The sequence below is a fragment of the Gilvibacter sp. SZ-19 genome, from assembly GCF_002163875.1.
In the GTDB taxonomy this organism is placed as follows: domain Bacteria; phylum Bacteroidota; class Bacteroidia; order Flavobacteriales; family Flavobacteriaceae; genus Gilvibacter.
This window is the reverse complement of the sequence record NZ_CP019333.1, coordinates 1,944,977-1,971,234: the sequence shown is the minus strand read 5'-3', so window position 1 is coordinate 1,971,234 and position 26,258 is coordinate 1,944,977. Positions and strand designations below refer to the sequence as shown.

General features: G+C 44.8%; 27 protein-coding genes. 18 read left to right on the top strand and 9 right to left on the bottom strand.

The genetic code is table 11. The features are described 5' to 3' along the window. Position 1 precedes the first annotated feature (1 nt). On the bottom strand, positions 2–2,614 hold the full coding sequence (alaS, locus tag BTO09_RS09130; protein WP_087524476.1) for an alanine--tRNA ligase: 2,613 nt from the start codon (positions 2,612–2,614) through the stop codon (positions 2–4). 143 nt (positions 2,615–2,757) lie between these two features. Here alaS and BTO09_RS09125 point away from each other — a divergent pair, with 143 nt between their 5' ends. Genes BTO09_RS09125 through BTO09_RS09105 form a run of 5 tightly spaced genes read left to right on the top strand, consistent with a single transcriptional unit; the run spans position 2,758 to position 5,899 of the window. Then, positions 2,758–3,735: a M23 family metallopeptidase gene (locus tag BTO09_RS09125; RefSeq protein ID WP_087524475.1), complete on the top strand. Its 978-nt coding sequence runs from the start codon at positions 2,758–2,760 to the stop codon at positions 3,733–3,735. Beyond that, entirely contained in the window at positions 3,735–4,064 is a 330-nt protein-coding gene (locus BTO09_RS09120) for a MerR family transcriptional regulator (protein WP_087524474.1), read from the top strand. Before BTO09_RS09125 ends, BTO09_RS09120 begins: the two co-directional genes overlap by 1 nt. A gap of 11 nt (positions 4,065–4,075) precedes the next feature. Further along, positions 4,076–4,657: a LemA family protein gene (locus BTO09_RS09115; RefSeq protein ID WP_087524473.1), complete on the top strand. Its 582-nt coding sequence runs from the start codon at positions 4,076–4,078 to the stop codon at positions 4,655–4,657. Next, positions 4,657–5,094 carry a TPM domain-containing protein gene (locus tag BTO09_RS09110; protein ID WP_087524472.1) on the top strand — a complete coding sequence of 146 codons (438 nt, stop codon included), beginning with the start codon at positions 4,657–4,659 and terminating at the stop codon, positions 5,092–5,094. Before BTO09_RS09115 ends, BTO09_RS09110 begins: the two co-directional genes overlap by 1 nt. Beyond that, on the top strand, positions 5,075–5,899 hold the full coding sequence (locus tag BTO09_RS09105; protein ID WP_087524471.1) for a YgcG family protein: 825 nt from the start codon (positions 5,075–5,077) through the stop codon (positions 5,897–5,899). The genes BTO09_RS09110 and BTO09_RS09105 overlap by 20 nt, the downstream gene beginning before the upstream one ends. A 2-nt stretch (positions 5,900–5,901) precedes the next feature. Here the strand turns inward: BTO09_RS09105 and der are convergent, their stop codons facing one another. Continuing rightward, complete coding sequence (gene der, locus BTO09_RS09100; RefSeq protein WP_087524470.1) at positions 5,902–7,203, bottom strand: ribosome biogenesis GTPase Der; 1,302 nt, start codon at positions 7,201–7,203, stop codon at positions 5,902–5,904. Between the two features lie 57 nt (positions 7,204–7,260). Next, positions 7,261–7,824 (bottom strand): sugar O-acetyltransferase, encoded by a 564-nt coding sequence (locus BTO09_RS09095; RefSeq protein WP_087525535.1) that lies wholly within the window; start codon positions 7,822–7,824, stop codon positions 7,261–7,263. Positions 7,825–7,916: 92 nt separating this feature from the next. Here BTO09_RS09095 and BTO09_RS09090 point away from each other — a divergent pair, with 92 nt between their 5' ends. Next, a complete protein-coding gene (locus tag BTO09_RS09090; RefSeq protein ID WP_087525534.1) occupies positions 7,917–8,411 on the top strand; it encodes a GTP-binding protein in 495 nt (164 codons plus the stop codon). Here the strand turns inward: BTO09_RS09090 and era are convergent. Further along, on the bottom strand, positions 8,402–9,286 hold the full coding sequence (era, locus tag BTO09_RS09085; RefSeq protein ID WP_087524469.1) for a GTPase Era: 885 nt from the start codon (positions 9,284–9,286) through the stop codon (positions 8,402–8,404). The two genes, BTO09_RS09090 and era, sit on opposite strands and share 10 nt — an antisense overlap. 628 nt (positions 9,287–9,914) lie before the next feature. Between era and BTO09_RS09080 the strand changes: the two genes are divergently transcribed. Further along, positions 9,915–11,300: a rhodanese-like domain-containing protein gene (locus BTO09_RS09080; protein ID WP_087524468.1), complete on the top strand. Its 1,386-nt coding sequence runs from the start codon at positions 9,915–9,917 to the stop codon at positions 11,298–11,300. Positions 11,301–11,434: 134 nt separating this feature from the next. Further along, positions 11,435–12,268, top strand: coding sequence for a universal stress protein (locus BTO09_RS09075; RefSeq protein WP_087524467.1), 834 nt, complete (start codon positions 11,435–11,437; stop codon positions 12,266–12,268). A gap of 71 nt (positions 12,269–12,339) precedes the next feature. On the opposite strand, the gene deoD is transcribed toward BTO09_RS09075, so the two are convergent. Genes deoD through BTO09_RS09055 form a run of 4 tightly spaced genes read right to left on the bottom strand, consistent with a single transcriptional unit; the run spans position 12,340 to position 14,392 of the window. After that, positions 12,340–13,038 carry a purine-nucleoside phosphorylase gene (gene deoD / locus BTO09_RS09070; protein ID WP_087524466.1) on the bottom strand — a complete coding sequence of 233 codons (699 nt, stop codon included), beginning with the start codon at positions 13,036–13,038 and terminating at the stop codon, positions 12,340–12,342. A gap of 3 nt (positions 13,039–13,041) precedes the next feature. Continuing rightward, positions 13,042–13,683, bottom strand: a complete 642-nt coding sequence (gene deoC / locus BTO09_RS09065) for a deoxyribose-phosphate aldolase (protein WP_087524465.1) — start codon at positions 13,681–13,683, stop codon at positions 13,042–13,044. A gap of 1 nt (position 13,684) precedes the next feature. Then, positions 13,685–13,984 carry a thioredoxin gene (gene trxA, locus BTO09_RS09060; protein WP_087524464.1) on the bottom strand — a complete coding sequence of 100 codons (300 nt, stop codon included), beginning with the start codon at positions 13,982–13,984 and terminating at the stop codon, positions 13,685–13,687. Continuing rightward, positions 13,985–14,392 (bottom strand): hypothetical protein, encoded by a 408-nt coding sequence (locus tag BTO09_RS09055; protein WP_087524463.1) that lies wholly within the window; start codon positions 14,390–14,392, stop codon positions 13,985–13,987. Between the two features lie 97 nt (positions 14,393–14,489). Between BTO09_RS09055 and BTO09_RS09050 the strand changes: the two genes are divergently transcribed. From BTO09_RS09050 to BTO09_RS09030, 5 genes are all read left to right on the top strand, one after another. Continuing rightward, a complete protein-coding gene (locus BTO09_RS09050; protein ID WP_087524462.1) occupies positions 14,490–15,725 on the top strand; it encodes a PAS domain-containing sensor histidine kinase in 1,236 nt (411 codons plus the stop codon). After that, positions 15,718–16,782: a response regulator gene (locus BTO09_RS09045; RefSeq protein WP_087524461.1), complete on the top strand. Its 1,065-nt coding sequence runs from the start codon at positions 15,718–15,720 to the stop codon at positions 16,780–16,782. The genes BTO09_RS09050 and BTO09_RS09045 overlap by 8 nt, the downstream gene beginning before the upstream one ends. A 67-nt stretch (positions 16,783–16,849) precedes the next feature. Next, the gene (locus BTO09_RS09040) at positions 16,850–17,674 is read left to right on the top strand and encodes a universal stress protein (protein WP_157663475.1); all 825 of its coding nucleotides are present in this window, start codon (positions 16,850–16,852) and stop codon (positions 17,672–17,674) included. A 67-nt stretch (positions 17,675–17,741) separates the two neighbouring features. Further along, complete coding sequence (locus tag BTO09_RS09035) at positions 17,742–18,587, top strand: universal stress protein (RefSeq protein WP_087524459.1); 846 nt, start codon at positions 17,742–17,744, stop codon at positions 18,585–18,587. Positions 18,588–18,626: 39 nt separating this feature from the next. Continuing rightward, positions 18,627–19,262, top strand: a complete 636-nt coding sequence (locus BTO09_RS09030; RefSeq protein ID WP_087524458.1) for a hypothetical protein — start codon at positions 18,627–18,629, stop codon at positions 19,260–19,262. On the opposite strand, the gene BTO09_RS09025 is transcribed toward BTO09_RS09030, so the two are convergent. Then, positions 19,242–20,093, bottom strand: coding sequence for a universal stress protein (locus BTO09_RS09025; protein WP_087524457.1), 852 nt, complete (start codon positions 20,091–20,093; stop codon positions 19,242–19,244). The two genes, BTO09_RS09030 and BTO09_RS09025, sit on opposite strands and share 21 nt — an antisense overlap. A 117-nt stretch (positions 20,094–20,210) precedes the next feature. On the opposite strand from BTO09_RS09025, the gene BTO09_RS09020 reads away from it, so the two are divergent. The 5 genes from BTO09_RS09020 to BTO09_RS09000 are packed head-to-tail and all read left to right on the top strand — an operon-like array spanning position 20,211 to position 26,251. Next, entirely contained in the window at positions 20,211–22,613 is a 2,403-nt protein-coding gene (locus BTO09_RS09020; protein WP_087524456.1) for a heavy metal translocating P-type ATPase metal-binding domain-containing protein, read from the top strand. A gap of 60 nt (positions 22,614–22,673) precedes the next feature. Beyond that, the gene (gene ccoS / locus BTO09_RS09015; protein ID WP_087524455.1) at positions 22,674–22,877 is read left to right on the top strand and encodes a cbb3-type cytochrome oxidase assembly protein CcoS; all 204 of its coding nucleotides are present in this window, start codon (positions 22,674–22,676) and stop codon (positions 22,875–22,877) included. Between the two features lie 4 nt (positions 22,878–22,881). After that, positions 22,882–25,092 carry a cytochrome-c oxidase, cbb3-type subunit I gene (ccoN, locus tag BTO09_RS09010; protein WP_087524454.1) on the top strand — a complete coding sequence of 737 codons (2,211 nt, stop codon included), beginning with the start codon at positions 22,882–22,884 and terminating at the stop codon, positions 25,090–25,092. Between the two features lie 2 nt (positions 25,093–25,094). Next, the gene (locus BTO09_RS09005; RefSeq protein ID WP_087524453.1) at positions 25,095–25,289 is read left to right on the top strand and encodes a cbb3-type cytochrome c oxidase subunit 3; all 195 of its coding nucleotides are present in this window, start codon (positions 25,095–25,097) and stop codon (positions 25,287–25,289) included. Next, complete coding sequence (locus BTO09_RS09000; RefSeq protein WP_087524452.1) at positions 25,286–26,251, top strand: cbb3-type cytochrome c oxidase N-terminal domain-containing protein; 966 nt, start codon at positions 25,286–25,288, stop codon at positions 26,249–26,251. Before BTO09_RS09005 ends, BTO09_RS09000 begins: the two co-directional genes overlap by 4 nt. Positions 26,252–26,258: the final 7 nt, after the last annotated feature.

The window sequence follows — 26,258 nt, the reverse complement described above, 5'->3', positions numbered from 1 at the left end:
CTTAGTTCAGATAAGCCGAGGTAGCTTCTAGAGCCGCTGGAATTCCATCGGGATTCTTGCCTCCGGCTGTGGCAAAGAACGGTTGTCCACCGCCACCTCCTTGGATGTGTTTACCTAACTCGCGCACTATGGTCCCTGCATTGAGTTTACCCTGAGCAGCAAGTTCCTTAGAAATATAGCAGCTCAACAATGCCTTTCCGTTCTGACGAGAAGCCAACAAAAGGAAAAGATCCGTACGGTTCTGGCCCATTTCAAAAGCGAGATCTTTCATCCCTCCCGCGTCAAGATCAACTTCTGTAGCAAGAAATGCGACCCCATCCTTTTGTTCTAACTGGTCTACCAAGTGTGATTTAAGATGTTTGGCCTTTTCTTTGAGTAGTTGTTGCAGCTGCTTTTTAAGCTGCGCGTTCTCCTGTTGAATGCCTTCTAGTACACCAACTGGATCTTTGGCGTTATTAAGCAGTTGTTTTAACTGCTGATGTTCTTTAGAGGTCTCTTCAAAATACGCCTTAGCAGCATCACTAGTTATTGCTTCAATACGACGCACTCCTGCGGCTACAGCAGATTCTGAAGTTATGATAAAATGCCAGATATCGCTGGTGTTGCTAACGTGTGTACCTCCGCAGAGTTCCATAGACTTTCCAAAGCGAATGGTGCGAACAGCATCTCCGTATTTCTCACCAAAAAGCGCAATAGCGCCTTGTTCAATGGCGGTGTCATAAGGGATACCACGCTGTTCCTCTAAAGGCAAACTCTCTCTAATTCGAGCATTGACAAAAGCTTCGACTTCTTCCAATTGTTCTGCAGTAACCTTAGAGAAATGAGAGAAGTCAAAACGCAGATTTCCGCTGTGTACCATGGAGCCTTTTTGCTCAACATGAGTACCCAAAATGTTTCTTAAGGCTTGATGCAATAAGTGTGTTGCCGTATGATTGCTCGCAGTACGTGCGCGTTGTTTTTCATCAACAACCGCTTTGAAATTTGCTTCCGGATTGCGTGGCAAATTCTTTGCAAAATGTACGATAAGGTTGTTCTCTTTTTTGGTATCGATGATGTAGACCACCTCTCCATTTGCAGCTTCCAGATACCCTTTGTCACCCACTTGCCCTCCTCCTTCCGGATAAAAAGGAGTCACATTAAAGACCAACTGATATAGTTTTCCTTCTTTTTTGCTGGCCACTTCGCGATAGCGCGTAATGGTCACAGGCGCCGAAAGTGTGTCGTAACCTACGAACTCTTCTTCATCGTCTTGGCGCAATTCTACCCAATCGCCGGTCTCTACCTTGGTAGCGGCGCGTGAACGTTCTTTTTGCTTTTGAAGCTCTTTATCAAAGCCAGCCTCGTCCATAGTATAACCACGCTCGCTTAAGATAAGAGCGGTTAGATCTTTAGGGAACCCATAAGTGTCGTATAGTTCAAACACCTTAGCTCCAGAAATCGACTTGTCCTTAGCATTGGAGATCACTTGGTCTAACAACAATAGTCCTTGATCTAAGGTTCTTAAAAAGGACTGCTCTTCCTCTTTGATCACATTAGTGATCAGATTCTTTTGCTTTTTCAATTCTGGGAAAGCGCTGCCCATTTGATTGGTAAGCGTTGCTACCAATTCATAAATAAAGGGTTCTTTCTGATCTAAAAAGGTGAAGCCATATCGGATGGCACGTCTCAAAATTCTGCGGATCACATAACCCGCTCCCGTATTAGAAGGCAACTGCCCATCTGCAATGGCAAAGGCAACCGCTCTCAGGTGGTCTGCAATTACACGAATTGCGATGTCAATATCTTCTTCTTGGCCGTATTTGGAGTTGGCAATAGCCTCGATCTCTCTAATTAACGGGGTGAATACGTCGGTATCGTAATTACTTTTTTTGTCTTGCAACACCATGCACAAACGCTCAAAGCCCATCCCGGTATCTACGTGTTGCGCCGGAAGTTTTTCCAAAGAACCATCTGCTTTTCTGTTGAACTGCATGAATACCAGATTCCAGATCTCTACCACTAGCGGGTGGTCCATATTCACAAGTTCCGCTCCAGATACTTTTTCTTTCTCTTCATCGCTGCGGATGTCAACGTGGATCTCACTACAAGGTCCGCAAGGCCCTTGGTCTCCCATCTCCCAAAAGTTGTCAGCTTTACTACCGTTTAGAATACGGCTTGGGTCGATATGTTTAGCCCAAAAATCATAAGCCTCTGTATCGCGGTCAAGACCTTCTGCCTTATCGCCTTCAAAAATGGTAACATAAAGGCAATCTTTGTCAATTTTAAAGACCTCGGTGAGCAACTCCCATGCCCAAGCAATGGCTTCTTCTTTAAAATAATCACCAAAACTCCAGTTGCCCAACATTTCGAACATGGTGTGGTGATAGGTATCCTTCCCTACCTCTTCCAGGTCGTTGTGCTTTCCACTTACACGCAAACATTTTTGCGTATCTGCAACTCTAGGATCGTTCGCTTTTTTATTTCCCAGGAAATACTCCTTGAACTGATTCATCCCCGCATTGGTGAACATAAGGGTTGGATCATCTTTGATCACCATAGGCGCAGAGGGCACTATAGCGTGCTGTTTGGAGTTGAAAAATTCTAAGAATGTCTTACGAATGTCCTGAGACTTCATTTGCTTTATTTTAAATGAGTTAGGCCAACTTACTTCAGTCAACCCTTGTATTAGGATAGGCAGCAAACAATTTTTATCTTTGTATTGCGTTAGCGCCTTGTAACACCCCAATTATCAAGGGCAAAAATAGCACATTTTAACTTATGTCGAAGGTAAAATATTACTACGATAGCGAGACTTTATCCTATCGAAAAATAGAACCTAAAAAGGGTCGCACCTTTGGTTTTATTCTCTTGTCATTCTTAGGTATTTTCTTGAGTGGCTTGTTCTTCTTTTTACTTTACCTCAACTTGCCTTACATAGAAACTCCAAAGGAAAAGGCCTTGGCTCGTGAATTGGCCAATGCAGAACTCCGCTTAGAATTGCTCAACAGAAAAATGGATCAGGCGCAAGCTGTGCTTACGGAGCTGCAGGAGCGCGACAATAACTTATATCGGGTTTATTTTGAAGCCAACCCAATTCCAGACGAGCAGCGCTTGGCCGGATTTGGGGGAGTAAACCGTTACAAGGAATGGGAAGGCTTTGACAATTCGAACCTGCTCATCTCCGCAGCAAAACGATTGGACGTTATTACCAAACAGATCGTAGTGCAGTCTAAATCGTTGGATGAAATAGCGGAGCTCGCAGAAGAAAAAGAAAAACTGCTGGCAGCTATACCTGCTATTCAGCCTGTGCGCAACGAAGACTTAACTCGTATGGCTTCTGGTTACGGATACCGTACAGACCCTTTTACCAAGGCGAGAAAATTTCACTACGGTATGGACTTTACCGCTCCTAGAGGTACCCCGGTTTACGCTTCTGGCGACGGCGTGGTAATCCGAGCGGATGCTACAGCCGCAGGATACGGAAGGCACATTAGAATAGAACACGGTTACGGTTACGAGAGCCTTTACGCGCACTTGTACAAATACAATGTACGCGTAGGTCAACGTGTAAAACGTGGAGACCTTATTGGATTTGTTGGGAGTACTGGACGTTCGGAAGCGCCTCACCTCCACTACGAGATCTTTAAAGATGGAGACAAGATCAATCCGATTCATTTCTACTACGGAAACCTCACAGCCGAAGAGTTCAACGAACTACTCAAAGCTTCTCAGCAAGAAAACGAATCGCTTGACTAATGCAGATCAGCTTACCTGAAAAACGATATTACGGCATAGGAGAAGTTGCCGACGCCTTTGGGGTCAATACTTCGCTGATCCGATTTTGGGAAAAGGAGTTCGATATCATCCAACCCAAAAAGAACGCTAAAGGCAACCGAAAATTCACTCCGGAGGATATTAAGAACCTGGAGCTCATTTACCATTTGGTCAAAGAGCGTGGCTTTACCTTGGAGGGAGCCAAAACGCATCTCAAAGAGAATAAAAAGAAAACACTCGACAAGTTCGAGATCGTTCGCAAGCTAGAAGGCATAAAGGCCGAACTGCTCAAAATAAAAGATCAACTTTAAACCAACTAACTATGAAAAAATGGATACCCGCAATTATAATCGTAGCGGCTATAGCTATTTGGGGAATTTCTACGAACAACTCCCTAGTTAGCCAAGAAGAAGACATTAACGCCCAATGGGCCAATGTGGAAAGCTCTTACCAAAGACGCGCTGATCTAATTCCGAATATTGTTAATACCGCCAAGGGTTATGCAGAGTTTGAACAAGAGACCTTAACACAGGTCATTGAGGCCCGTAGCAAAGCGACTGCCGTTACCATTGACCCGAGTAATATAACGCCGGAGCAATTGGCGCAATTTGAACAAGTTCAGGGAAGTCTTAATTCTGCTTTGGCAAGGTTACTGGCTGTTTTTGAACGCTATCCAGACCTAAAGGCCAATGAGAATTTCAAGGCGCTGATCACAGAGCTGGAGCGCACCGAGAACAGGATCAATGTGGAACGCAACCGCTATAACGAAGTGGTGAACCCTTACAACTCCAAAGTCCGATCTTTCCCTACCTCATTGATAGCGGGCGTTCTTGGTTTTGACCAAAAAGAATATTTTGAAGCTGCGGCAGGTACAGAAACCGCCCCTGTAGTAGACTTTGACTAATGGGAATTGTTGAATCCTTCTTAACCGCTGCAGAGGAACAGGCTATTATAGATGCCATACATATTGCGGAGGAGCGCACCTCTGGAGAGATCCGAGTGCATCTGGAAGGTCATACAGACCTGAGCCCGATGGAGCGGGCAAAGGAAGTTTTCCACGCGCTGAACATGGACCAAACCCAAGAAGCCAATGGCGTGCTCATTTATGTAGCTGTTCACGATCATACCTTCAGTATTTTGGGCGATCGCGGTATAAACGAGCTTGTAGGTCAAGGCTTTTGGGATTCCACCAAGGATCAGATCGTTTCGCATTTTAAGGCTGGAGATTTCGCTCAAGGACTTATAGCTGGGGTAACCGAAGCCGGTAAGGCCTTAGCGCAGTACTTTCCATTTAAGGATAACGACACCAACGAACTACCCAATGAGATCTCCAAAGGATAAGGTTTTAGGACTGCTCATTGCAGGTTTTCTTTTACTGCTGAGTTCCACTGGACTCTGGGCGCAGTACACCATACCTCCACCTCCCGCTAAAGATAGCATGCGCGTTAAACGCGTTTACGACAAGGCAGAAATATTGAGTAAAACTCAGGAACAACTGCTTAACCGACGACTTATCGGTTATGCAGACACTACCTCAACCCAGATCGTTATTGTGACCATTAAGGATTTGAATGGAGAAGACATTTCGCTCTTAGGGTCTCGTTGGGGTGCTGCCTGGGGTGTTGGCCAGGCCTCAGAAGACAATGGGATCTTTATATTGCTTTCAACAGGAGACAGAAAGATCGACATTGCTACAGGTTATGGTATAGAATACCGCATGACCGATCTGGAAACCAAGACCATTATAGATCAAGTGATCATTCCCGAATTTAAGAAAGGGAGTTATTACAATGGTCTAGACGCTGGAGTTTCTGCAATATTTCAAGCTATTGAAGGGGAATTTGAGGGGACCGAATCTGGAAAAAAGAAAATTGTCGACTGGGCGCAATACGCTCCCTTCCTGATATTTTTCATCATTTTCATCTTACTGAAATACCTGCAATACAGAAATCGCGGAGGCCGCGGTGGTCGTGGAGGCGGTGGCGAATTTGTAGCCGATTCCTTTTTGGAATACATTATTCTTAGTGGCGGCGGACGCTCTAGCGGCAGCTTTGGCTCAGGCGGATCGTTTGGCGGCGGTGGCTTTGGAGGAGGCACCTTTGGTGGTGGCTCTTTTGGCGGTGGTGGCGCTAGCGGAAGCTGGTAGGCTTACTTTTTACGCATATAAATGGTAAGCGGCACTCCGTTATAGTCAAACTCTTCTCTCAGCTTATTCTCGATAAATCGCTTATAAGGATCCTTAACGTATTGCGGTAGGTTTGCAAAGAAAGCAAAGGTGGGATGCGGCGTTGGCAACTGCGTACAAAACTTGATCTTTACATATTTTCCTTTGTAGGCCGGTGGTGGTGTTGCAGCAATGATAGGCAGCATCACATCGTTGAGCTCACTGGTCTTGATGCGTTGCGAACGATTCTTGTACACCTGAACAGCGGTTTCTATAGCTTTAAATATACGCTGCTTGGTAAGCGCAGACATGAAAACGATAGGCACATCGGTAAATGGTTCACATTGCTTGCGGATGTACTGCTCGAACTTCTTGGTGGTCATATGGTCCTTTTCAACCAAATCCCATTTGTTAACTAAGATCACCACTCCTTTGTTGTTGCGATGCGCCAACCAAAAGATGTTCTGATCTTGCCCTTCAAAACCGCGGGTCGCATCTATGACCAATAGTGCCACATCACAGTGCTCTAATGCACGAACAGATCGCATGACCGAATAAAATTCAAGGTCTTCTTTCACCTTTGATTTTCTGCGGATCCCAGCTGTGTCTACCAAGTTGAACTCGAATCCGAAGCGGTTGTACTTGGTGTCAATGGCGTCACGGGTTGTTCCAGCAATGTCTGTCACGATATAACGATCCTCACCTATCAATGCATTGATAAAGGAAGACTTCCCTGCATTCGGGCGCCCAACTACTGCAAAGCGCGGTAGTTCGTCTTCATCTTTGGCAATATCATCCGGCAAGGCCTCTACCAGATCATCCAATAACTCCCCTGTTCCACTGCCGTTTGTAGCTGCAATGGTATAGTACTTTTCAAATCCGAGGGAATAAAATTCTACCGCATCGTTGACACGTTTAGAATTGTCTACTTTGTTCACCGCTAGAAAAACAGGTTTTTTCGACTTGCGAAGCAATTGGGCAACTTCTTCGTCCATTCCGGTCACTCCTGTTTCTACGTCGACCATAAAAATGATCACATCGGCCTCATCGATTGCGAGTTCTACCTGCTTATCGATCTCAGCTTCAAAGATATCGTCGCTCCCTTTTACATAGCCACCCGTATCGATCAAAGAGAATTCCTTGCCGTTCCAGTCGCTCTTGCCGTAATGGCGGTCACGGGTAACTCCGGAAACAGCATCAACGATCGCTTCGCGTCTCTGAATGAGGCGGTTAAAGAAGGTTGATTTTCCTACGTTTGGACGTCCAACTATGGCTACAATACTCATCGCTACGGATTTAGGCTGCAAAAATAGACTTTATTTCGGGGCTACCAGCCCTGCGACCTATTTATTATCGATAGGTGCAATAACTTTTGCCGGATTCCCTCCAGCAAAGACATTGGCAGGAATATCCTTAGTCACAACAGCGCCCGCACCTATTACAGCTCCGTCGCCTATGGTTACCCCAGGGCAAACTATGGCTCCACCTCCCAACCAAACATCGTTCCCTATGGTAATGGGCTTGCCCAACTCCTCGCCGCTTGAGCGAGCTCTGGCATTTAGCGGATGAGTCGCCGTGTAGAGTTGAACCTTGGGCCCGAACATCACCCGATCGCCTAGACGAACTTCACATACATCTAAGATCACACAGTCGAAATTCATAAATACGTTGTCTCCTGCATGGATGTTGTTGCCGTAATCGCAATAGAAAGGCGGCTCGATCCACAGGCCCTTTCCGGCAGATCCAAAGAGCTTGTAGAACAGTTTGTCGCGTTCTGGTTTACGCTCTTCCGGCAAGTCGTTGATCTTTTTAAAAAGCACCCTTGCAGCCTCTCTTTCTTTTAACAGTTGCGGATCCAAGGGATCGTACATCTGGCCTGCTAACATCTTTTCGCGTTCGGTCATAATTGCAGTTTGTATAAAGATAGTCGCTTTTAGGATTGATTCCCAGCTGATCAAAATCATATTTGTTCTGATCAAAATACCAGACTTTGGAGGCTGTGAAAGTTAATCAAGACATAGTATTAAGGCCTAGGTTCAAGCTGAGCGTGGAAAAATCCGCAGAAAAATTACTCGCAGATTTTAAAGCTGCTAGCGACCCAAAGGGATTTATCACTACACAAGTGGACGCACATGTGTTCATTAAAATTCCCAAGGCCAGACAGCAATATTGGTCCCCACAGCTAGATCTTGTAATCAATCCACTGAGCGATACTACCGCAGAGATACGAGGCTTGTTCGGCCCAAGAAGTACCGTCTGGACCTTATTTATGTTCTTGCATTTTATGGTCGCTGTATTGTTTCTGACTTTTGGTGTATGGGCCTATTCTAATTTTGCCTTAGAAGAATCAATCGCCGTACCCGTTGCACTAATGTTATTAATGGTGCTCAGCTGGTTTGTGTTGTATTTTTTAGGTCGGATGGGAAAGGCGACCGGGCGTGGCCAGATGCTCGAACTTCACAAGTTCATGTGGGAGCTAATCAATCAAGACTGATTGTACCCAAAGCGTCTCAATTGCCTTTCGCTAGACCGCCAATTCTTATTCACTTTTACGTAGAGTTCTAAATGAACTTGCTTGCCAAAAAATTTCTCCAGGTCTTTGCGGGCTTCCATACCTACGCGCTTGATGGCGGCACCTTTATGCCCAATGATGATCCCTTTTTGAGAGTCGCGCTCTACCATGATCACCGAGCGCATGCGGATAATGTCATCTTCTTCGAAGAATTCTTCGGTTTCGATCTCTACCGAATACGGGATCTCTTTTTTGTAATGCAATAGGATCTTCTCTCGGATGGTCTCATTGACAAAGAAGCGCTCTGGCTTGTCTGTCAACGCATCTTTAGGGTAGAAAGGCGGAGATTCTGGCAAAAGTTCCAAGACACGCTTAAAGACCTGTTCCACTCCGAAGTTCTCTAAAGCAGAAATAGCGAAGATCTCCGCATTGGGAAGCTGCTCTGACCAAAGTGCAAAGGCCTCTTTGAGCTTTTCTTCGTCTCCGGTATCTATCTTATTGATCAATAAGAGCACAGGGATCTTACTATTGCTGATCTTGTTAAAAAAGGCCTCGTCCTTAAGCGACTTCTCCCCTAATTCGACCAAATAGAGCAATACATCGGCATCTTCAAAGGCAGACTTCACAAAATCCATCATGGCAGTCTGCAATTCATAAGCCGGCTTAATAATTCCCGGGGTATCGCTTAAGATCACCTGAAAGTCATCGCCATTGACAATTCCCAATATACGGTGGCGCGTGGTCTGCGCTTTAGAGGTGATTATAGATAGCCTCTCGCCCACCAATGCGTTCATCAGCGTACTCTTACCCACATTGGGGTTCCCAATTATATTGACAAAGCCTGCTTTATGTGCCATGGGACAAAGGTACGATAATTCCACTCACCTCTTTAAAGCATTTATTGACCGCTAAGAAGTGTCACTTTACCTATTTTCATTCCGAAGTATAACCTAAAACAATATTTTTGAATCGAGCAAATTAGACTAAATCAATGATTTAAGTACTATAGTGATTTTGAAAATAGGCTTTGATGTGAATTCTAGAATACCAAGTAGTTGCTGGTTTTAGATTTTCGCAGAAAAGCTGCTCAAACCCCGAACACGACGTCACAGAATGAGAGTCTAGTATTTGTAAGTTGTTAAACCTCGCAGACAAAAAAAGACGATCTGACTGTGCATCCCTGCGTTATTCGGGGTTTTAAAATTTATTCCTAGAGTTAGGAAAAGCTGGCCATAATGTGAAGTTTTTTGATCCATAAAAATACAATCCTTACTATTATTCAATTTGGTCAATCATATTTTATAAACGATGAGAAATAAGTATATACTGGGGGCTCAGTGCTGCTGTTCCGTATTTGAGATTTAACTTAGCTGCACTGGGTTGCTGTGCAACTGCACAGCGGCAATTGGCCTCCCCGATTTTCATAGGTAGTTCAGGGGAGGCCTTTTTATTTTGTATTTTTACCGCTCATAAATTTAGAACTCCATGAAGGTTGAACAGATATACACAGGTTGCCTGGCACAGGGCGCTTATATGATCTCATGTAATGGTGAAGTTGCCATTATTGATCCGCTGCGAGAGGTAGCCCCTTACATTGAAAAGGCAAAAGCTGTTGGTGAGATCAAATACATCTTTGAGACTCATTTTCATGCGGATTTTGTCAGTGGCCATTTAACCTTATCTGAAAAAACCGGAGCTCCAATAATTTATGGACCCTTGGCCAATCCGAGTTTTGACGCCTTGATTGCGCAAGACGGGCAAGAATTTCCATTAGGTGATTGTACCATAAAAGTGCTACACACTCCGGGGCATACTATGGAAAGTACTACTTACTTGCTACAGGATGAAGCTGGCAGACCACATGCCATTTTTAGTGGCGACACCCTCTTTTTAGGAGATGTAGGCCGACCAGACCTAGCTCAAAAAGCGGCAGACATGACCCAAGAGGATTTAGCCGGATTACTATACGAAAGTTTGCGCTCTAAGATCATGACGCTTCCTGACGAGGTAATAGTATACCCAGCTCACGGAGCGGGATCTGCTTGTGGAAAGAACATGTCTAAAGAAACAGTAGACACTCTGGGGAATCAAAAACAAATGAACTACGCACTTCGCGCAGATATGAGCAAAGATGAGTTCATTGCAGAAGTGACGGACGGACTACTCCCGCCTCCGAAGTATTTTCCACTAAACGTAAAACTCAACAAAGAAGGCTACGAATCCATAGACACCATTGTAGCACAAGGGACCACTCCTTTGAGTCCAGAAGAGTTTGAGCAATTAGCAGAACAACATCAGGCCATTGTCTTGGATGTAAGACATCAACAAGATTTCATTAAGAGCCATGTTCCGAGGTCTATCTTTATAGGTTTACACGGTAGTTTTGCACCTTGGGTCGGCGCCTTGATAGCCGACATCTCCTTACCGATATTATTGGTGGTAGACGAAGGCAAAGAAGAAGAGGCTGTTACCCGACTCTCGCGAGTAGGCTTTGACAATACGCTGGGATATTTAAAAGGAGGAGTAGCTGCATGGGCGGCTTCAGGTCGGGCGACAGACGACCTGGAATCTGTAAGTCCGGCAGTACTTAAAAAAGCCATTGCCGACAAAGATGCAGTGGTATTTGATGTGCGCAAAGAGAACGAATACAATACGGCTCACCTACCTGACGCACATTTAACACCATTGGATTTCATTAGCGATCATTACAGTGAATTCCCAAAAGATGGAAAGTTCTATGTGCATTGCGCGGGTGGCTATCGATCTGTGATCGCAGCTTCCATTTTAAAACGCAGAGGTTATCACAACGTAATAGATGTAGCAGGTGGCTTCGGAGCCATCAGACAAGAAGGACTAGAAATAGTCTCCTAATTACTTTTCGTTTAAGGTTATATCAGTTCACCCCAGTCACAACAGGCCTTAGGGCTGTATGACAATGGTCATATTTTATTGTTGAACTGCCCGGTATATTTGAACTATTAATGAGCAAATTAAACTGATAAACCATGAAAAATATCTTAGTACCCGTAGACTTTTCGGATTATTCTAAATACGCTATGGAAGTAGCTGCTGCTATCGCTAAAAAGCACGGCGCTTCTATCCATGTAGTCCATATGATGGGCTTAACAGATGCTGTCCTTACCAAAGACGAGTCTCAGGAAGTCTTTGAAGCGATGTACCATATGAAATTGACAGAAAAACGTTTTGACGAATTGCTGTCTGCCCCTTATTTAAATGGGGTCACAGTTCACCAGAACGTAAAGAACTACACCAATTTCACCGAGATCAATGATGTCGCGATTTCTTGTGACGCCGATCTGATAGTAATGGGTTCTCACGGGAGCACTGGACTCAAAGAGGTTTTCGTAGGATCTAACACAGAAAAAGTGGTTCGAACTGCAAGTACTCCAGTGTTGGTGATCAAAGAACATATGGCAGATTTTACCATCGATAAAGTGGTCTTTGCTTGTGATTTCAAAACCGAAAACATCGATGCTTTTAAAAGAATCCGCAATTTGATCAATGTGCTTGGTGCTCAAATGGAGTTGGTATATATCAACTTACCTGGAGAGCGCTTTAGATCCAGCATAGAGATTGAGGATCGCATCTTTAAATTCTTTGCTCAGGCTGGGATAGAAGACCTCAGACCTAGCGACGTGAATCACTACAGTGATTACACGGTAGAAGACGGGATATTCAACTATAGCTTCTCTAATAAAGCAGATGCTATTGCTATCCCAACCCACGGTAGAAGCGGATTGGCTCACTTCTTCGCAGGCAGTATAGGTGAAGATGTGGTTAACCATTCGGTACTACCCGTACTTACTCAAAAAATGTAGTGGTATTTTTGATTTAGTATGTTTTTCAATCGAAGAAAGGGCGAATCTTACTGCAGATTCGCTCTTTTGTTTTACAAGGTATTTAAGGCGATCTCTATCATGGTAGAAAACGTCTGCTCGCGCTGTTTTGCACTGGTCTGAGCCTTAGTGAGCAAAGAGTCCGAAATAGTGAGTATGGCCAAAGCTTGAACTTGGTGTTTTGCGGCAACGGTGTAGAGCCCGGCCGCTTCCATTTCCACACAAAGCACTCCAAAATTTGCCCATTGCTTGTAGGCCTCCGGATCATCTTCGTAGAACTCATCCGCAGAGAGCACATTGCCCGCTTTAATAGGGATGTTGGCTTTTTTGGCATAGGTTGCCGCCTTGTAGAACAATTCAAAATCGGCCGTAGGCGAATAGTCCGCATTTATAAATCTGGAGTTGTTTATGCCAGAAGTCGAAGAAGCCGCCATGGCGATCACAATGTCGTAGAGTTTAATATCTGGCTGATAAGATCCGGCACTGCCCACTCTGATGAGTTTTTTAACGCCGTAATCATTGATCAACTCATGACAGTAAATAAGTGCAGAGGGTATTCCCATTCCTGTGCCCTGAACAGATACGCGCTTACCCTTATAAGTGCCTGTAAAACCAAGCATACCCCGGACTTCGTTATAACAGTAGGCATCTTCTAAAAAGGTCTCTGCAATCCATTTGGCGCGCATAGGGTCGCCAGGCAAAAGCACTGCTTCTGCAATTTCTCCGGCTTTTGCCGCTATATGTGTACTCATAATTTAAGGTTTTAGTAAGGCCACCCCATTGGAGGTCCCTATACGTGTAGCACCAGCCTCGATCATAGCCATAGCCTGACTGTGGGTTTTGATTCCTCCGGAGGCTTTGATCCCGATTTTTCCACCAACCTGGGCTTGCAAAATGGCAATATCTTCTAAAGAAGCACCCCTAGAGGCAAAACCCGTTGAAGTTTTGACAAAATCTGCTCCTGCGCTCAGAACGCAGCTCGCAGCGCGAGCAATTTGAGTCGGATCGAGATTGGCCGTTTCTATAATCACTTTTAAGCAATTCCCTTGGGTCGCTTGTTTCACTGCAGCGATCTCTGCCGTCACTCCATTGTAGTCGCCGGCTTGAAACCAACCTTGATTGATCACCATATCGATTTCTGTAGCTCCTTTGGCAACGGCGGTTTTTGTTTGAAAGACCTTTACTGCTGTAGAATCGTATCCTAAGGGAAACCCGATAACTGTACACAGTGCAACCGAAGAATCGCCCAAGACTTGACTCCCTAGCTCTAAATAAGATTCAGGGATGCAAACAGCTTTGAATTGATGTTCGATGGCCGTTTCACAAAGGGCCGTTATTTCCGCTTTTGTAGCGGTAGGATTTAATAATGTATGATCTATATAAGACGCTAGGTTCACTTTAGCTGTGCTGATTTACAGTTTGAATTATTGCGGATTTTTGAAGCAGACCGGATTGTCTCCAAACCGCTTTTCCATTCTTAAAAAGAACCATGGTCGGTACACCTCGTACCTGCTGTGCTGCAGCGAGTTTTGGATGTTGATCTACATCGATCTTAACGATCTTAAGACTGTCGCCCAAATCCGCTTTGACCTCACTCAATATGGGCGCTAAGGCTTTGCAGGGGCCACACCAGGTAGCATAGAAGTCTACCAGAACCAAAGGATGGCTTGAGACAAGCTCGTTAAAGGAACTTTTCATCTACTCGATTTTATTGAGAAGCAATCGTAACTTAGAAAGCATGATGAGTTCTGATTTATTGGTGCCGCTAAAGGCTTCTGCGATATCATTGGCCGTCTGCCAGATCATCTGTCTGCGTTTGCGGGTAAACTCCTGCGGATGGGCTTCCACATAGGTGGCGAATCTTTCAAAGGACTCTTCGGCACCCTTGGCGTTGTGCTTGAGCCAGTCAAACACGATCTCAATATGATACGCCAGATCGGTGTGAAATTCGTCTTCCGCTTCGCCTAAAGGCACCCATTTGGATAATACCATGGCCTGCAGGGTTTCCATTTCTGATTTTCTGACCACCTTATCACTAGCAGCAACGGCATAAAACAGATGCCCAAGATGCTGATAAAAAGGGGCTAAGGGTTCTTTTGTGCTCATATCGATTAAATTTAGGTAAAACTAGAATAAGTTCCCCTTTAAAATAATGATAAATATCAGCAGCGAAAGGGGCTAAAAAATCCTTATTTTTAGTGCAATGAACATGAGCAACCCCGGAGATATCAATATAGTGGAAACCATCTTCAATGCGGTTTCCGAAGGAATAATCGTAGTGGCTCCGGATCAACGCATCGCCTCGGCAAATACAGCAGCGCACCAAATGTTTGGCTATCCCCCGGGACACCTAATGGGCGAACCGCTAAACATTCTCATCCCAATGGAATACCACAAGGCCCATATTGGTTATGTGGACGGCTTTATGCACCAAAGCTCTAAACGTACTATGGGGCAAGGCCGTGAGCTATACGGCCAACGGAAAGACGGAAGTAAGTTCCCCTTAGAAGCTGGTCTAAATCCTTTTGAATTACACGGAAAGCGTTACGTAATGGCCATTGTGATCGACATATCGGAACGGGTGGAACACCAGCGTCAGATCTTGGAACTCAACGAACAGCTCGAAGACAAGATCAAAGAGCGTACACAAGAACTCGACGATGCGGTAAAGGTGCTCCGCAAAGAAGTCGCAAAACGAATTGAAGCAGAGGCCAAAACCAAGGAAGCCTTGCAAAAGGAGCGGGAACTCGGAGAACTAAAAACAAAGTTCTTGTCTTTGGTATCGCATGAGTTTAAAACCCCGTTAAGCGGAATCTTGAGTTCTGCGACCCTGATCTCTAAATACAAGACCTCCGAGCAGCAAGACAAGCGTGACAAACACCTCAACACCATTAAAAGCAAGGTAAAATACCTCAACAATATCTTAAACGATTTCTTATCTATAGAAAGACTAGAAACCGGCAAAGTGAGCTACAATTACAGCCGATTCCCCTTGAGCAAAGTGCTTAACGAGGTAGTTTATGATGCTAGCACCCTACTTAAAGAAGGCCAGCGCATCAATTATCCAGACAATTTAGAAGAAGTAGAACTCCTATTCGACGAAAAGATTTTAGAACTGGTACTATCTAATCTGGTTGGGAATGCGGTGAAGTATTCAGGTGAGGGCACTCGGGTGACCATAGAAGGGGAACACGAGAACGATCTCTTGACCTTACACATCAAAGACCAAGGGATAGGGATACCCAAGGCCGATCAAAAACATATTTTTAATCGCTATTTTAGAGCGGAAAATGCCTTACTGACCCAGGGAACCGGTATTGGTCTCAATATCGCAAAAACCCATTTGGAAAACTTGGGAGGTCAGATCTCCTTTAGCAGTGAGCCCGGAGAAGGCACAGTTTTTACTATTCAAATTCCAACGAAAGAGAATCATGGATGAGCTTAAAACTATCTTATTGATAGAAGACGATACGGTACTGCGAGAGAACACCGCAGAACTATTAGAGCTAGATGGCTACAAGGTCCTTACAGCTCCAAACGGAAAACGAGGCATCACAGAAGCCTTAAGAGAAGTTCCAGACTTGATTATCTGTGACATTATGATGCCAGAAATAGATGGTTACGGCGTTCTGGAAGCGCTGTCTGATCATCACAAGACGCAGCACATCCCGTTTATATTTCTGTCTGCTAAAACTGAGCACAAGGAAGTCCGTATGGGGATGGATATGGGAGCAGACGACTACTTGACCAAACCCTGCGATGAGGATGAATTGCTCAGCGCAATTAAGAGCCGTTTAGCCAAATCCACTTTGTTGAATCAGGTAAGTGAAAAACAGCAAGAGGCAAATCCGCAGCAAGAAGAAGGCAATCTCAAAAACTTACCCGAGCTCATCGCCTTTTTAGGAGACAAGGGTGAAATTCAAAGCTACGAGAAGGGCGAGTCCATTTATGAACAAGGAGACAGAATTCATCAGATCTACCTGATAAACTCCGGAGTGGTAAAGTGCTTTACCATGGACGAGAACGGCAAAGAACTCATCACCTCTTTACGAAAAGAAGGAAGCTTTCTAGGTCTGGAGCAGATCTTGGAGAACGGAGCGCATCACGAGTCTACAACTGCCCTAGAAGATGCAGAACTACTGGCCGTTTCTAAACAAGAGTTTGTCAACATACTCGAAGAGAATCAGCAACTGACCTTAGAGCTTATTAACTTGCTCGCAGACGACATAAACAACATCAAAGAACAGCTACTGCAAATGGCCTACGGTTCGGTCCGCAGAAAAACTGCCCAGACCATCTTACAGTTCGCGGCCATCTTGAATGATGATTCTGAACAACAGATCCGAATTTCTAGACACGACCTGGCCAGCGTTGCCGGAATTGCTACAGAAAGTCTTATCAGAACCTTATCTCAGTTCAAGAAAAATGGCTGGATCGCCATAGAAGGACGCAACATAAAGATCCTCGATCTGATCGCTTTGGAGCAGATGGAATAGCAAAACTGACTTTTGTCATTCTTTAGCGCAAAGTGTCCGCTTACCTTTGGAGCAATCTATAGGTATTATGCGCAAGATTCTAATTGCAACGGATTTTTCAAAAAATGCAGCACATGCCGCCCAGTATGCGGCGCGGTGCTTTGCCAATGAATCTGTGCACTACCATTTGGTCTACGTATCCGACTGCCATTCTAAACCCGGCAGAAAACCACCCAAGCTACCCTGTAAAGGAGAAAAATGCGCTTCTAATCGGATAAAACTTCAACAATTCAACGTCAATTTTCAAAAACATCTCGATCCAAAACGGCATCGTGCTGATGTCCACTTTTTGGATTTGCCTCCGGTAGAGGCCTTGCGTAAAATGGTCCTTAAACACGATATTGAATTAATTGTCATTGGGTGTTGTTCGGAAGAGAAACAGCCGCAACTCGGACGTTTTGCGCAAGATGTTATCATTAGAGTGCAGTGTCCGTTCTTGATAGTACCTCCAAAAGCTAATTTAGAACCAACGGCTACCCTGGCCTTTGCGACCAATTACAACAACTACTATCAGAGTAGCGTTCTCAATACCTTGATGGGTTTTGCAGGAACCAATGCGCTGCGCCTTAAAGTATTGCACTTTAGTAAGAACAACCCGGAGCTCAATGCGATTCAATTGGCCAACCGCGAATTTTTAAACGAGTTCATTGAAGATCCTGAGGCTTTTGACGAGATTCACGGCGGAGCACTTTATGCCGCTTTAGATGAGTATCAGCAAAAACACCCTATAGGTGTATTGGGCTTACTGGCTAAAAATCGCAGTTTTTGCGAACAATTGCTTTTTAACCCTATAAGCAATGGACACGCCTCGGTTTTTGAGAACCAACTCCCTGTACTGCTGCTTCACGAGTAATCGCTGCTGACATATATCATAGTTTTAGTAGCTCTGGTAGTGTAGTTTCATATCAAATTCATCGACTATGAACAAACGTGTCCTACTACCCACAGATTTTTCAAAGAACTCCTGGAATGCGATCTCATACGCCATAGAACTCTTTGACAAAGAAGCTTGCGACTTTTATGTATTGCACGCCTACACACCGAGTACACAAATAACCGAAAACCTTATGGCCTCACAACTCGGCTTGCCACAGCTAGATGAGCTCAAGGAGGCTTCGGCAGTTGGTTTAAAAAAACTCTCACGCCAATTGGCCTTTAGAGATGAATCCACACAACACCGATTTCATTATATCTCGGAATACAGTTTTTTAACAGAGGCTATTGCCAATGTATGTCGCGACAAGGACATTGATCTGGTCATAATGGGGACCAAAGGTGCGACGGATGCCATAGATGTGCTCTTAGGAGGTAACACTTTGGCTGTAATGGAAAAGATTCGCTGTTGCCCGGTTTTGGCAATTCCCAAATCGGCAATTTTTGGACGCATGGAAGAGATCGTTTTTCCGACCAGTTTTAGAGAAGGATATAAAAAGCAGCAAATGCAGCATTTGACCACTATGGCGCATTTGTGCAAAGCACCGATCAGGGTCTTGCACATTAGCGATGAGCCTTTGGATTCGGATCAGAAAAATCAAAAGAAACTCCTAACGACTATGCTGCAAGGAGTAGAACACAGTTTCCACCTTTTGGAAAATGTGGACATTCCTACAGGTTTGAACTGCTTTGTTCAAAGTCGCGATAGTAGCATGGTGGCCTTTATAAATCCTAAACACGGTATCTTCTCCAATTGGTTTAGAAGACCATTGGCTAGAGAACTCAACTATCACTCTAAGGTTCCGGTACTTACCTTACACACCGAATCTTAGGCCTTAACGCTATGAAATAAGCACAAAATTTAAAATTTGATGAAAAATTCTGCACTTGTAATTTTTGTTTTTCTGCTGATGGTATCTTGTCGTTCAACGCAACTCATTAGCAGTTGGAAAAGCCAAGAAACACCAGTCTACGAAGCCAACAAGGTCTTGGTCATAGGCCTCTCGGACGATCTGAACAACCGACGAATCTACGAAGGCACTCTGAGTACTCGTTTAGAGTCCAAAGGTGTGATAGCCGTGCGTTCGGTAGATTTCTTTGAGTCTGCCTTTTTGCAAAATGAACAATCCGAAGAAGATCTAGACGCTATCGAACAACAGCTGCTAGACGCAGGTTTTGACGCCATACTCTTTACCAAGATCCTAGGGGTTACAGAAAAAGTGACCATGGTGCAATCCTTTAGAGATATAGGCGAAACCTTCGATGATTTTGCGCAAGACTATATGCAATCGCAGAAGTATTACGAAACCCGATCGGTACCGCAACAATATAAACTCTATCATACCGAAACCAATTTGTATTGTATTTGTCCGGGGGAAGCTCGAGAACTCTTGTGGAGCGGGAAGATCGATGTGGTTGACGGCAATTTTAAACGCAATATCAACGACTATGTCGAGCTACTGCTCAATGCCTTAGAAAAAGAACAACTACTCTTGGTGGAGGACTAAGAGCGGGACTCTAGTTTTATGACTGATCTGACCGGTATCGGATCCGAAGAGAAAACGTTTCAAGAACGATTCTTTCTGCACCACAAAAACGTGCAGATCGACCTCATTGAGCTGCTCGTAGGCATTCACGGCCTGAGGCACTGGCAAGCCTTCTAAGGTCTCCACAACAGCTTCGGTCTCTAAAACGCCAAACGGATCTTCTGCTAAAGCGGCTAAGGTCTCTTCCAATTGTTTTAAATCTGAACTGTCTGGAGTATGAATGGCCAACAAATGCACTCTGCTAGAACGATCTGCAAGTAATTGCACCAGGGGCTTAAGCTGCTCTGCATCTGGATTGAACTGTTCGGTTTGCGTGTATAATACCTCAGCCAAAGGACGATAATTGAACCCTTCTGGTACTATCAGTGTTGGACAAGCAACATTGCGAATAACTTGCAGGGCATTGCTCCCAAAAATAACCTCCTTAGCATCACTGGCGCCATTGGTTCCCAACACCACATAGTCTATGGCGTTGCCAGCAATCACTTGGTTTACAGAATCTGTAAAGACATCGTAATCCACCTTGGGGATCAGCTTAAAATCTTCGTCTGTAATAAATTGCTCCAAACCTTTGATATAGGTATCTAATGCCGCTTTGTTATCTGCAATTATACTGGCAAATATGCTCTCATGCGGCTTAGCGGTGAGTAGGTCATCTGTAGTAAAATCAGAAGACTTCTGCACATTGAGCACATAGAATTCGCAAGGCTGGCCACTCCATAATGCAAAGGCATAATGTATGGCTTGGGTCGCGTTTTCACTAAAATCGGTGAGCAGCAATATGCGTGTCATAGTTCTGATTTGAATTGGATTAAAGATACCACAGTTTGCCAAACTACAAGAATGACATTCGTCATAGTTCTACAAAGCCGTGCTGCGCATCTTTGCTGTAGGTATTAGAGCAAAACTATGGAAGCCTGTTATCACTGCGGAGATCCCTGCGGACGATCGCCCATCATACATCAACAAAAATCATTCTGTTGCAACGGCTGCAAAACGGTCTATGACATTTTGCATCAGAACGGCATGGAGTTTTATTACGAGCTCGAAAAAGCTCCGGGCACCTCCCAAAATAAAGCAACAACACATTTCGATTATCTCGACAACCCTGAGATCGCTGCCAGTCTTTTGCAATTCAGCGAAGGAGATCGACAGCTTATCAGTTTTGAAATTCCTGCCATTCATTGCAGCTCCTGTATTTGGGTCTTGGAAAATCTTGGTCGATTACATCCCGGGGTGTACAGTAGCACAGTGAACTTTCCGGCCAAGAAAGCGCAGATTCAGTTCAACGAAAAGGAGTTGTCTGTAAAGGCGCTTGTAGTATTGCTGAGTCGCATTGGTTACCAGCCCAAGATCAACCTGGCCTCCGCAGAGAAAGATCAGCACAAAGAAGACCGCAGTCTGATCTATAAATTGGGGATAGCCGGATTTGCCTTTGGCAACATTATGTTCCTGTCGTTTCCGGAGTATTTTGATTTCGATGAGATCTGGCTAGAACATTACAAGCCCATGTTTAGAACCATAATGCTGCTGTTTTCACTACCAGTGGTGTTTTATGCGGCTTCGGATTATTTCAAAGCGGCCTTTAAGGGCTTGCGATCTGGCATGCTCAATATAGACCTACCGATAGCTCTTGGAGTAAGTGTGTTATTTTTAAGGTCAGTGATCGATGTGATCATGGATTGGGGTCCGGGATTCTTTGACAGCCTCAGTGGTTTGGTCTTCTTTCTACTATTAGGCAGGTTCTTCCAACAGAAAACCTATTCTTACCTCTCCTTTGAACGGGACTACAAGTCCTATTTTCCACTCGGAGTTACTCGCCTAAGCAAACATAAAGGCAAATTAAAGGAAACACAGATCCCACTAAAAGACATTCAAAAAGGTGATCACTTACTTATACGTTCTAACGAGATCATCCCTGTAGACGGAAAACTTCAACAAGGTGAGGCTTTAATAGATTATAGCTTTGTTACGGGAGAGGCCTTACCCATTCACAAAAGTGCAGGAGCAACCCTTTATGCCGGTGGTAAACAATGTGGGGCAGCCATAGAAATTGAGGTAACTAAAACGGTAAGTCAAAGCTATTTGACCCAGCTCTGGGGTAATGCGGCCTTTGACAAGGGGAAAAGCTTGCGCTTTAACAGCTTGACCGATCAGATCAGCAAACGATTTACCATTACCATTGTTAGCATCGCAGTACTGAGCGGCTTGATCTGGTGGTTTCTAGACCCGAGTATGATGTTCAATGTGATCACTGCAGTACTCATAGTTGCTTGCCCTTGTGCTATAGCCTTGAGTGCACCTTTTACCTTAGGAAACCTGGTGCGTCTTTTTGGGCGCAATAACTGCTACGTTAAAAACAGTGCAACCATAGAAAATTGGAGCAGTATCGATACCGTAGTTTTTGACAAGACAGGTACACTGAGTACGCCAGCCCAAAGTGCGTTCTCTTATCACGGTTTACCTTTAAGTGTAGAAGAACAACGCTTACTATACAGTTCGCTCAGAGCTTCTAATCACCCTTTGAGTCGCAGTTTATACAACACCTTGGAAGAGCAAGAGATCGTGAGTTTAGACGATTTCTCCGAAACGCTTGGCCAGGGGATCAGAGCCTCCAAGAACGAACAAAGCATGAAGATAGGTGCTTCTAGTTTTGTTCACAATCAGGCTAGTGCAACGGCCCAAGGTGCAGTAGTACATATTAGCAGCGGAGCGCAGTATAAAGGGCATTATGTATTTCAAAGCGAATATCGCCAAGGTCTTAAAGAACTACTGCAGCGCTTAGCTACAAATAAGAAATTAGCGGTGCTAACGGGAGACAATGACAGCCAGGCCAGTCATTTGAACGCTTTGATCCCCGCTGGAACTGAGGTCCGCTACCAGCAATCGCCTCAAGACAAACTCGATTATATAAAATCTCTACAAGACCAAGGTCATAAGGTGATGATGATAGGCGACGGCCTCAACGATTCAGGGGCAATGGCGCAATCCGATATCGGTATCGCTATAGCAGAAGACACCAATGTGTTCACTCCAGCATCCGATGCCATTTTGCAAGCTGATTCCTTTGAAAAACTTGCAGCTTTCTTTGGTCTGGCAAAGTTAGGTAAGCAGATCATATACAGCTGTTTTGCCATCTCGCTCTTATACAACCTGATCGGTTTGGGCTTTGCGGTCACTGGACATCTGGAGCCTGTGGTTGCTGCTATTTTAATGCCGCTTAGTTCTATTAGCATAGTGATCTTCACCACCATTAGCACGCGATACTTTGGCATGCGCCTGCTAAAATCCAACAGAAAAAATCGAAACTGACCAATGTCATATTTTCCGCCCTCGCCCACCGCTACTTTTACACCAATATTCTAATCAGGTATGAGTATTATTTTTCTCTTATTAAGTGTGAGCATCTGCGTGGCGATAGTCTTTTTCATCGCTTTTATCATTTCTGTGAAGCGCGGACAATACGACGACACTTATACACCTGCCGTACGCATGTTATTCGAAGATGAGTTGGTCAAGGAACGACCAGAAACATCAACTACAACTATAAAAGATTCAACCAACGAGCAACTGTAAATCTATGGAAACACAACAGTTTTATTACGACAACAAAATTGTCAAGAATTTCCTGATAGCCTGTATTTTTTGGGGTATCATAGGGATGGCCGTAGGACTCCTACTGGCCTTTATGTTTATGTTCCCCAACCTGACAGATGGCATTTCCTGGCTGAGCTTTGGTAGATTGAGACCTTTACACACCAATGCGGTGATCTTTGCCTTTGTGGGTAATGCGATCTTCGCGGGGGTCTATTACTCTACTCAACGCCTGCTCAAGACCAGAATGTTTAGCGATCTGCTCAGTAAGATCAATTTCTGGGGATGGCAGCTGATCATCGTATCTGCAGCGATAACGCTTCCGCTAGGCTACACCACCTCTAAAGAATACGCCGAATTGGAATGGCCCATTGATATTGCCATTGCCTTGGTTTGGGTGGTCTTTGGGGCCAACCTTATCGGGACGATATTGCGCAGAAGACAGCGTCACCTCTATGTGGCGATCTGGTTTTACCTGGCAACCTTTGTTACCGTTGCTGTATTGCATATTGTAAACAGCATTGGAATGCCCGTTGGAGCGCTTAAAAGTTATTCTGCTTACGCAGGAGTTCAAGATGCGCTGGTACAATGGTGGTACGGCCACAATGCAGTAGCCTTCTTTTTAACTACACCTTTCTTAGGGCTGATGTACTATTTTGTACCTAAAGCCGCAAACAGACCGGTTTATTCCTATCGCTTATCTATAGTTCACTTTTGGTCACTGATCTTTATTTATATCTGGGCGGGACCACACCACTTGCTCTATTCTGCACTGCCAGATTGGGCACAAAACCTTGGGGTGGCCTTTTCGGTCATGTTAATAGCACCTTCTTGGGGTGGGATGATCAACGGACTTTTGACCTTGCGAGGTGCTTGGGATAAGGTACGCACCAGCCCGGTATTGAAATTCATGGTAGTGGCTATTACCGGATACGGGATGGCAACTTTTGAAGGTCCAATGCTTTCGCTAAAGAACATCAATGCAGTAGCTCACTTTAGCGACTGGATTATTGCTCACGTGCACATTGGCGCCTTGGCTTGGAACGGTTTCCTTGCATTTGGTATGATCTACTGGTTGTTTCCAAAACTGTTTAAAACCTCCTTGTTCTCTATTCGTTTGGCCAATGCCCACTTCTGGATCGGAACCTTGGGGATTATCATCTACGCCTTGCCGATGTACGTAGCTGGATTTGTTCAGGCTTCTATGTGGAAGCAATTCAATCCAGACGGTTCATTGACCTACGGTAACTTCTTGGAAACTGTAGACCAGATCATGCCGATGTATTGGATGCGTGCCATTGGGGGTAGTTTGTACATCCTTGGGGTGATCGTGATGATCTACAATATTGTTCAGACCGTAAAACAAGGAAGTAAAGTAACCGATGAGTTAGCTGAGGCTGCTCCGCTGCAACGCGTAACTGCAAAACGCACCGCTAAAGAAGGCTACCACACTTGGTTGGAGCGTCGTCCGGTTCGTTTGACACTCTATGCAACTGTTGCGATCCTTATTGGAGGTATCGTACAGATCATTCCATCGCTTTTGGTAGACGATTATGTGCCGCGCATTACCACAGTGAAGCCTTACACTCCATTGGAATTAGAAGGTCGTGACATCTATATCAGAGAAAGCTGTAATGCGTGTCACTCGCAACTTATTCGTCCGTTCCGTTCGGAGGTAGAACGCTACGATTGGACAGGCAATAACTTGTATTCGCGTTCTGGAGAATACGTATATGATCACCCTTTCCTTTGGGGATCCAAACGCACCGGGCCAGACCTTATGCGTATTGGAGGCAAATACAACGACAGTTGGCATTTGCGTCACTTCAACAATCCGCAGTCAGTATCAGAAGGTTCTATCATGCCTAAATACACCTGGCTTATAAGAAACGGTTTAGACAAATCTAAGACTGAGGCTAAAATGCGTGCTATGATCAGTTTAGGCGTGCCTTACACTGATGAGGATGTTGCCCGCGCTCAGACTTGGATGGACGAGCAAGGAGCTCAAATTGAGAGCAACTTGATGAACGATCCGGACTTTAAGGAGAGCTATACAGAAGCTAAGAATGCCGGCAATCCGGAATTTATAGAAATGAAAGATCGTGAAGTAGTCGCCTTGATCGCATATCTGCAGCGTTTGGGTACGGACATTAAGATCGAGAATGCAGAAGACGTAACCGCTAAAAACCAACCGTAATCATGCTAAAATTTGTAAAAGGATCTTTAGAACAAATTGACGGGGTACAGGTTTACCCAATCATTTCACTGCTCATCTTCTTCGTGTTCTTTTCGTTGCTTTTCTGGTGGGTTTTCACTGCCAAGAAAGAGCACATCAGAGAAGTCAGCAACATTCCGCTAGAGGATGACGATAACCAACAAAACGCTACATCATGAAAAATACATATGCTTATTTAAGAATCGCTCTGGTCACTATTCTGGCCTACTTTGTACTGGATTGGGTAGTGGACACAGGAACCGAATACACTTATGCCGAACACCCAATTCTTTGGGGAGTAGTGGTGTTTGTTTTCTTATTCGCCATGGCAATTGAATACAGCGTGGAGGCTTTGAATAGTATCCTCTACCGCGCCATGGACGAAGAAAAACGCGCTAAATACGACGCAGCAACTGCAGAGGCAAAAGCCAACCAATTTGCTGGCCTTAAGCGTATTTACAAGAAACTATTGGGCAGTCGCCCTATAGAAGAAGAAGGCGAGATCATTCTAGATCACAATTACGACGGTATAAAAGAACTGGATAACAAACTTCCGCCTTGGTGGTTGTACGGATTCTATGTGACCATCATTTTTGGAGTGATCTACATGGCCAAATACCACATTTTTCAAGGAGCGGATCAGGCCACAGAATTCGAAATTCAGATGGAAGAAGCTCGTATCGCCGTAGAAGCCTATAAGGCACAAGCAAAAGACCTGGTAGATGCATCTACAGTAGTCATGCTAACCGATGCAGCAGACCTAAGTGCCGGTAAGAATCGCTTTGAGAAGAACTGCGCCGTATGCCATAAACCAGACGGTGGTGGACTTACTGGCCCTAACCTTACAGACGAATATTGGATCTTGGGCGGAGGTATTAGCAATGTATTTACCACCATTTCTAAAGGAGGTCGCCCCGGGAAAGGTATGGTAAACTGGAACCGAACCTTTACGCCAAATGAAATTGCACAGTTAGCCAGTTATGTACTGAGCATGCAAGGTAGTAATCCACCAGATGCCTTGCCGGCTGATGGCGAGTTATGGGTCGATCCAAATGCCGGCTCCGAAGCAGTAGAGTCCGAACTGGAAGCATCCGAAGTGATCAATGATTCCACCGCTACGGCTGGGATCTCGATGAACTAAGACCACT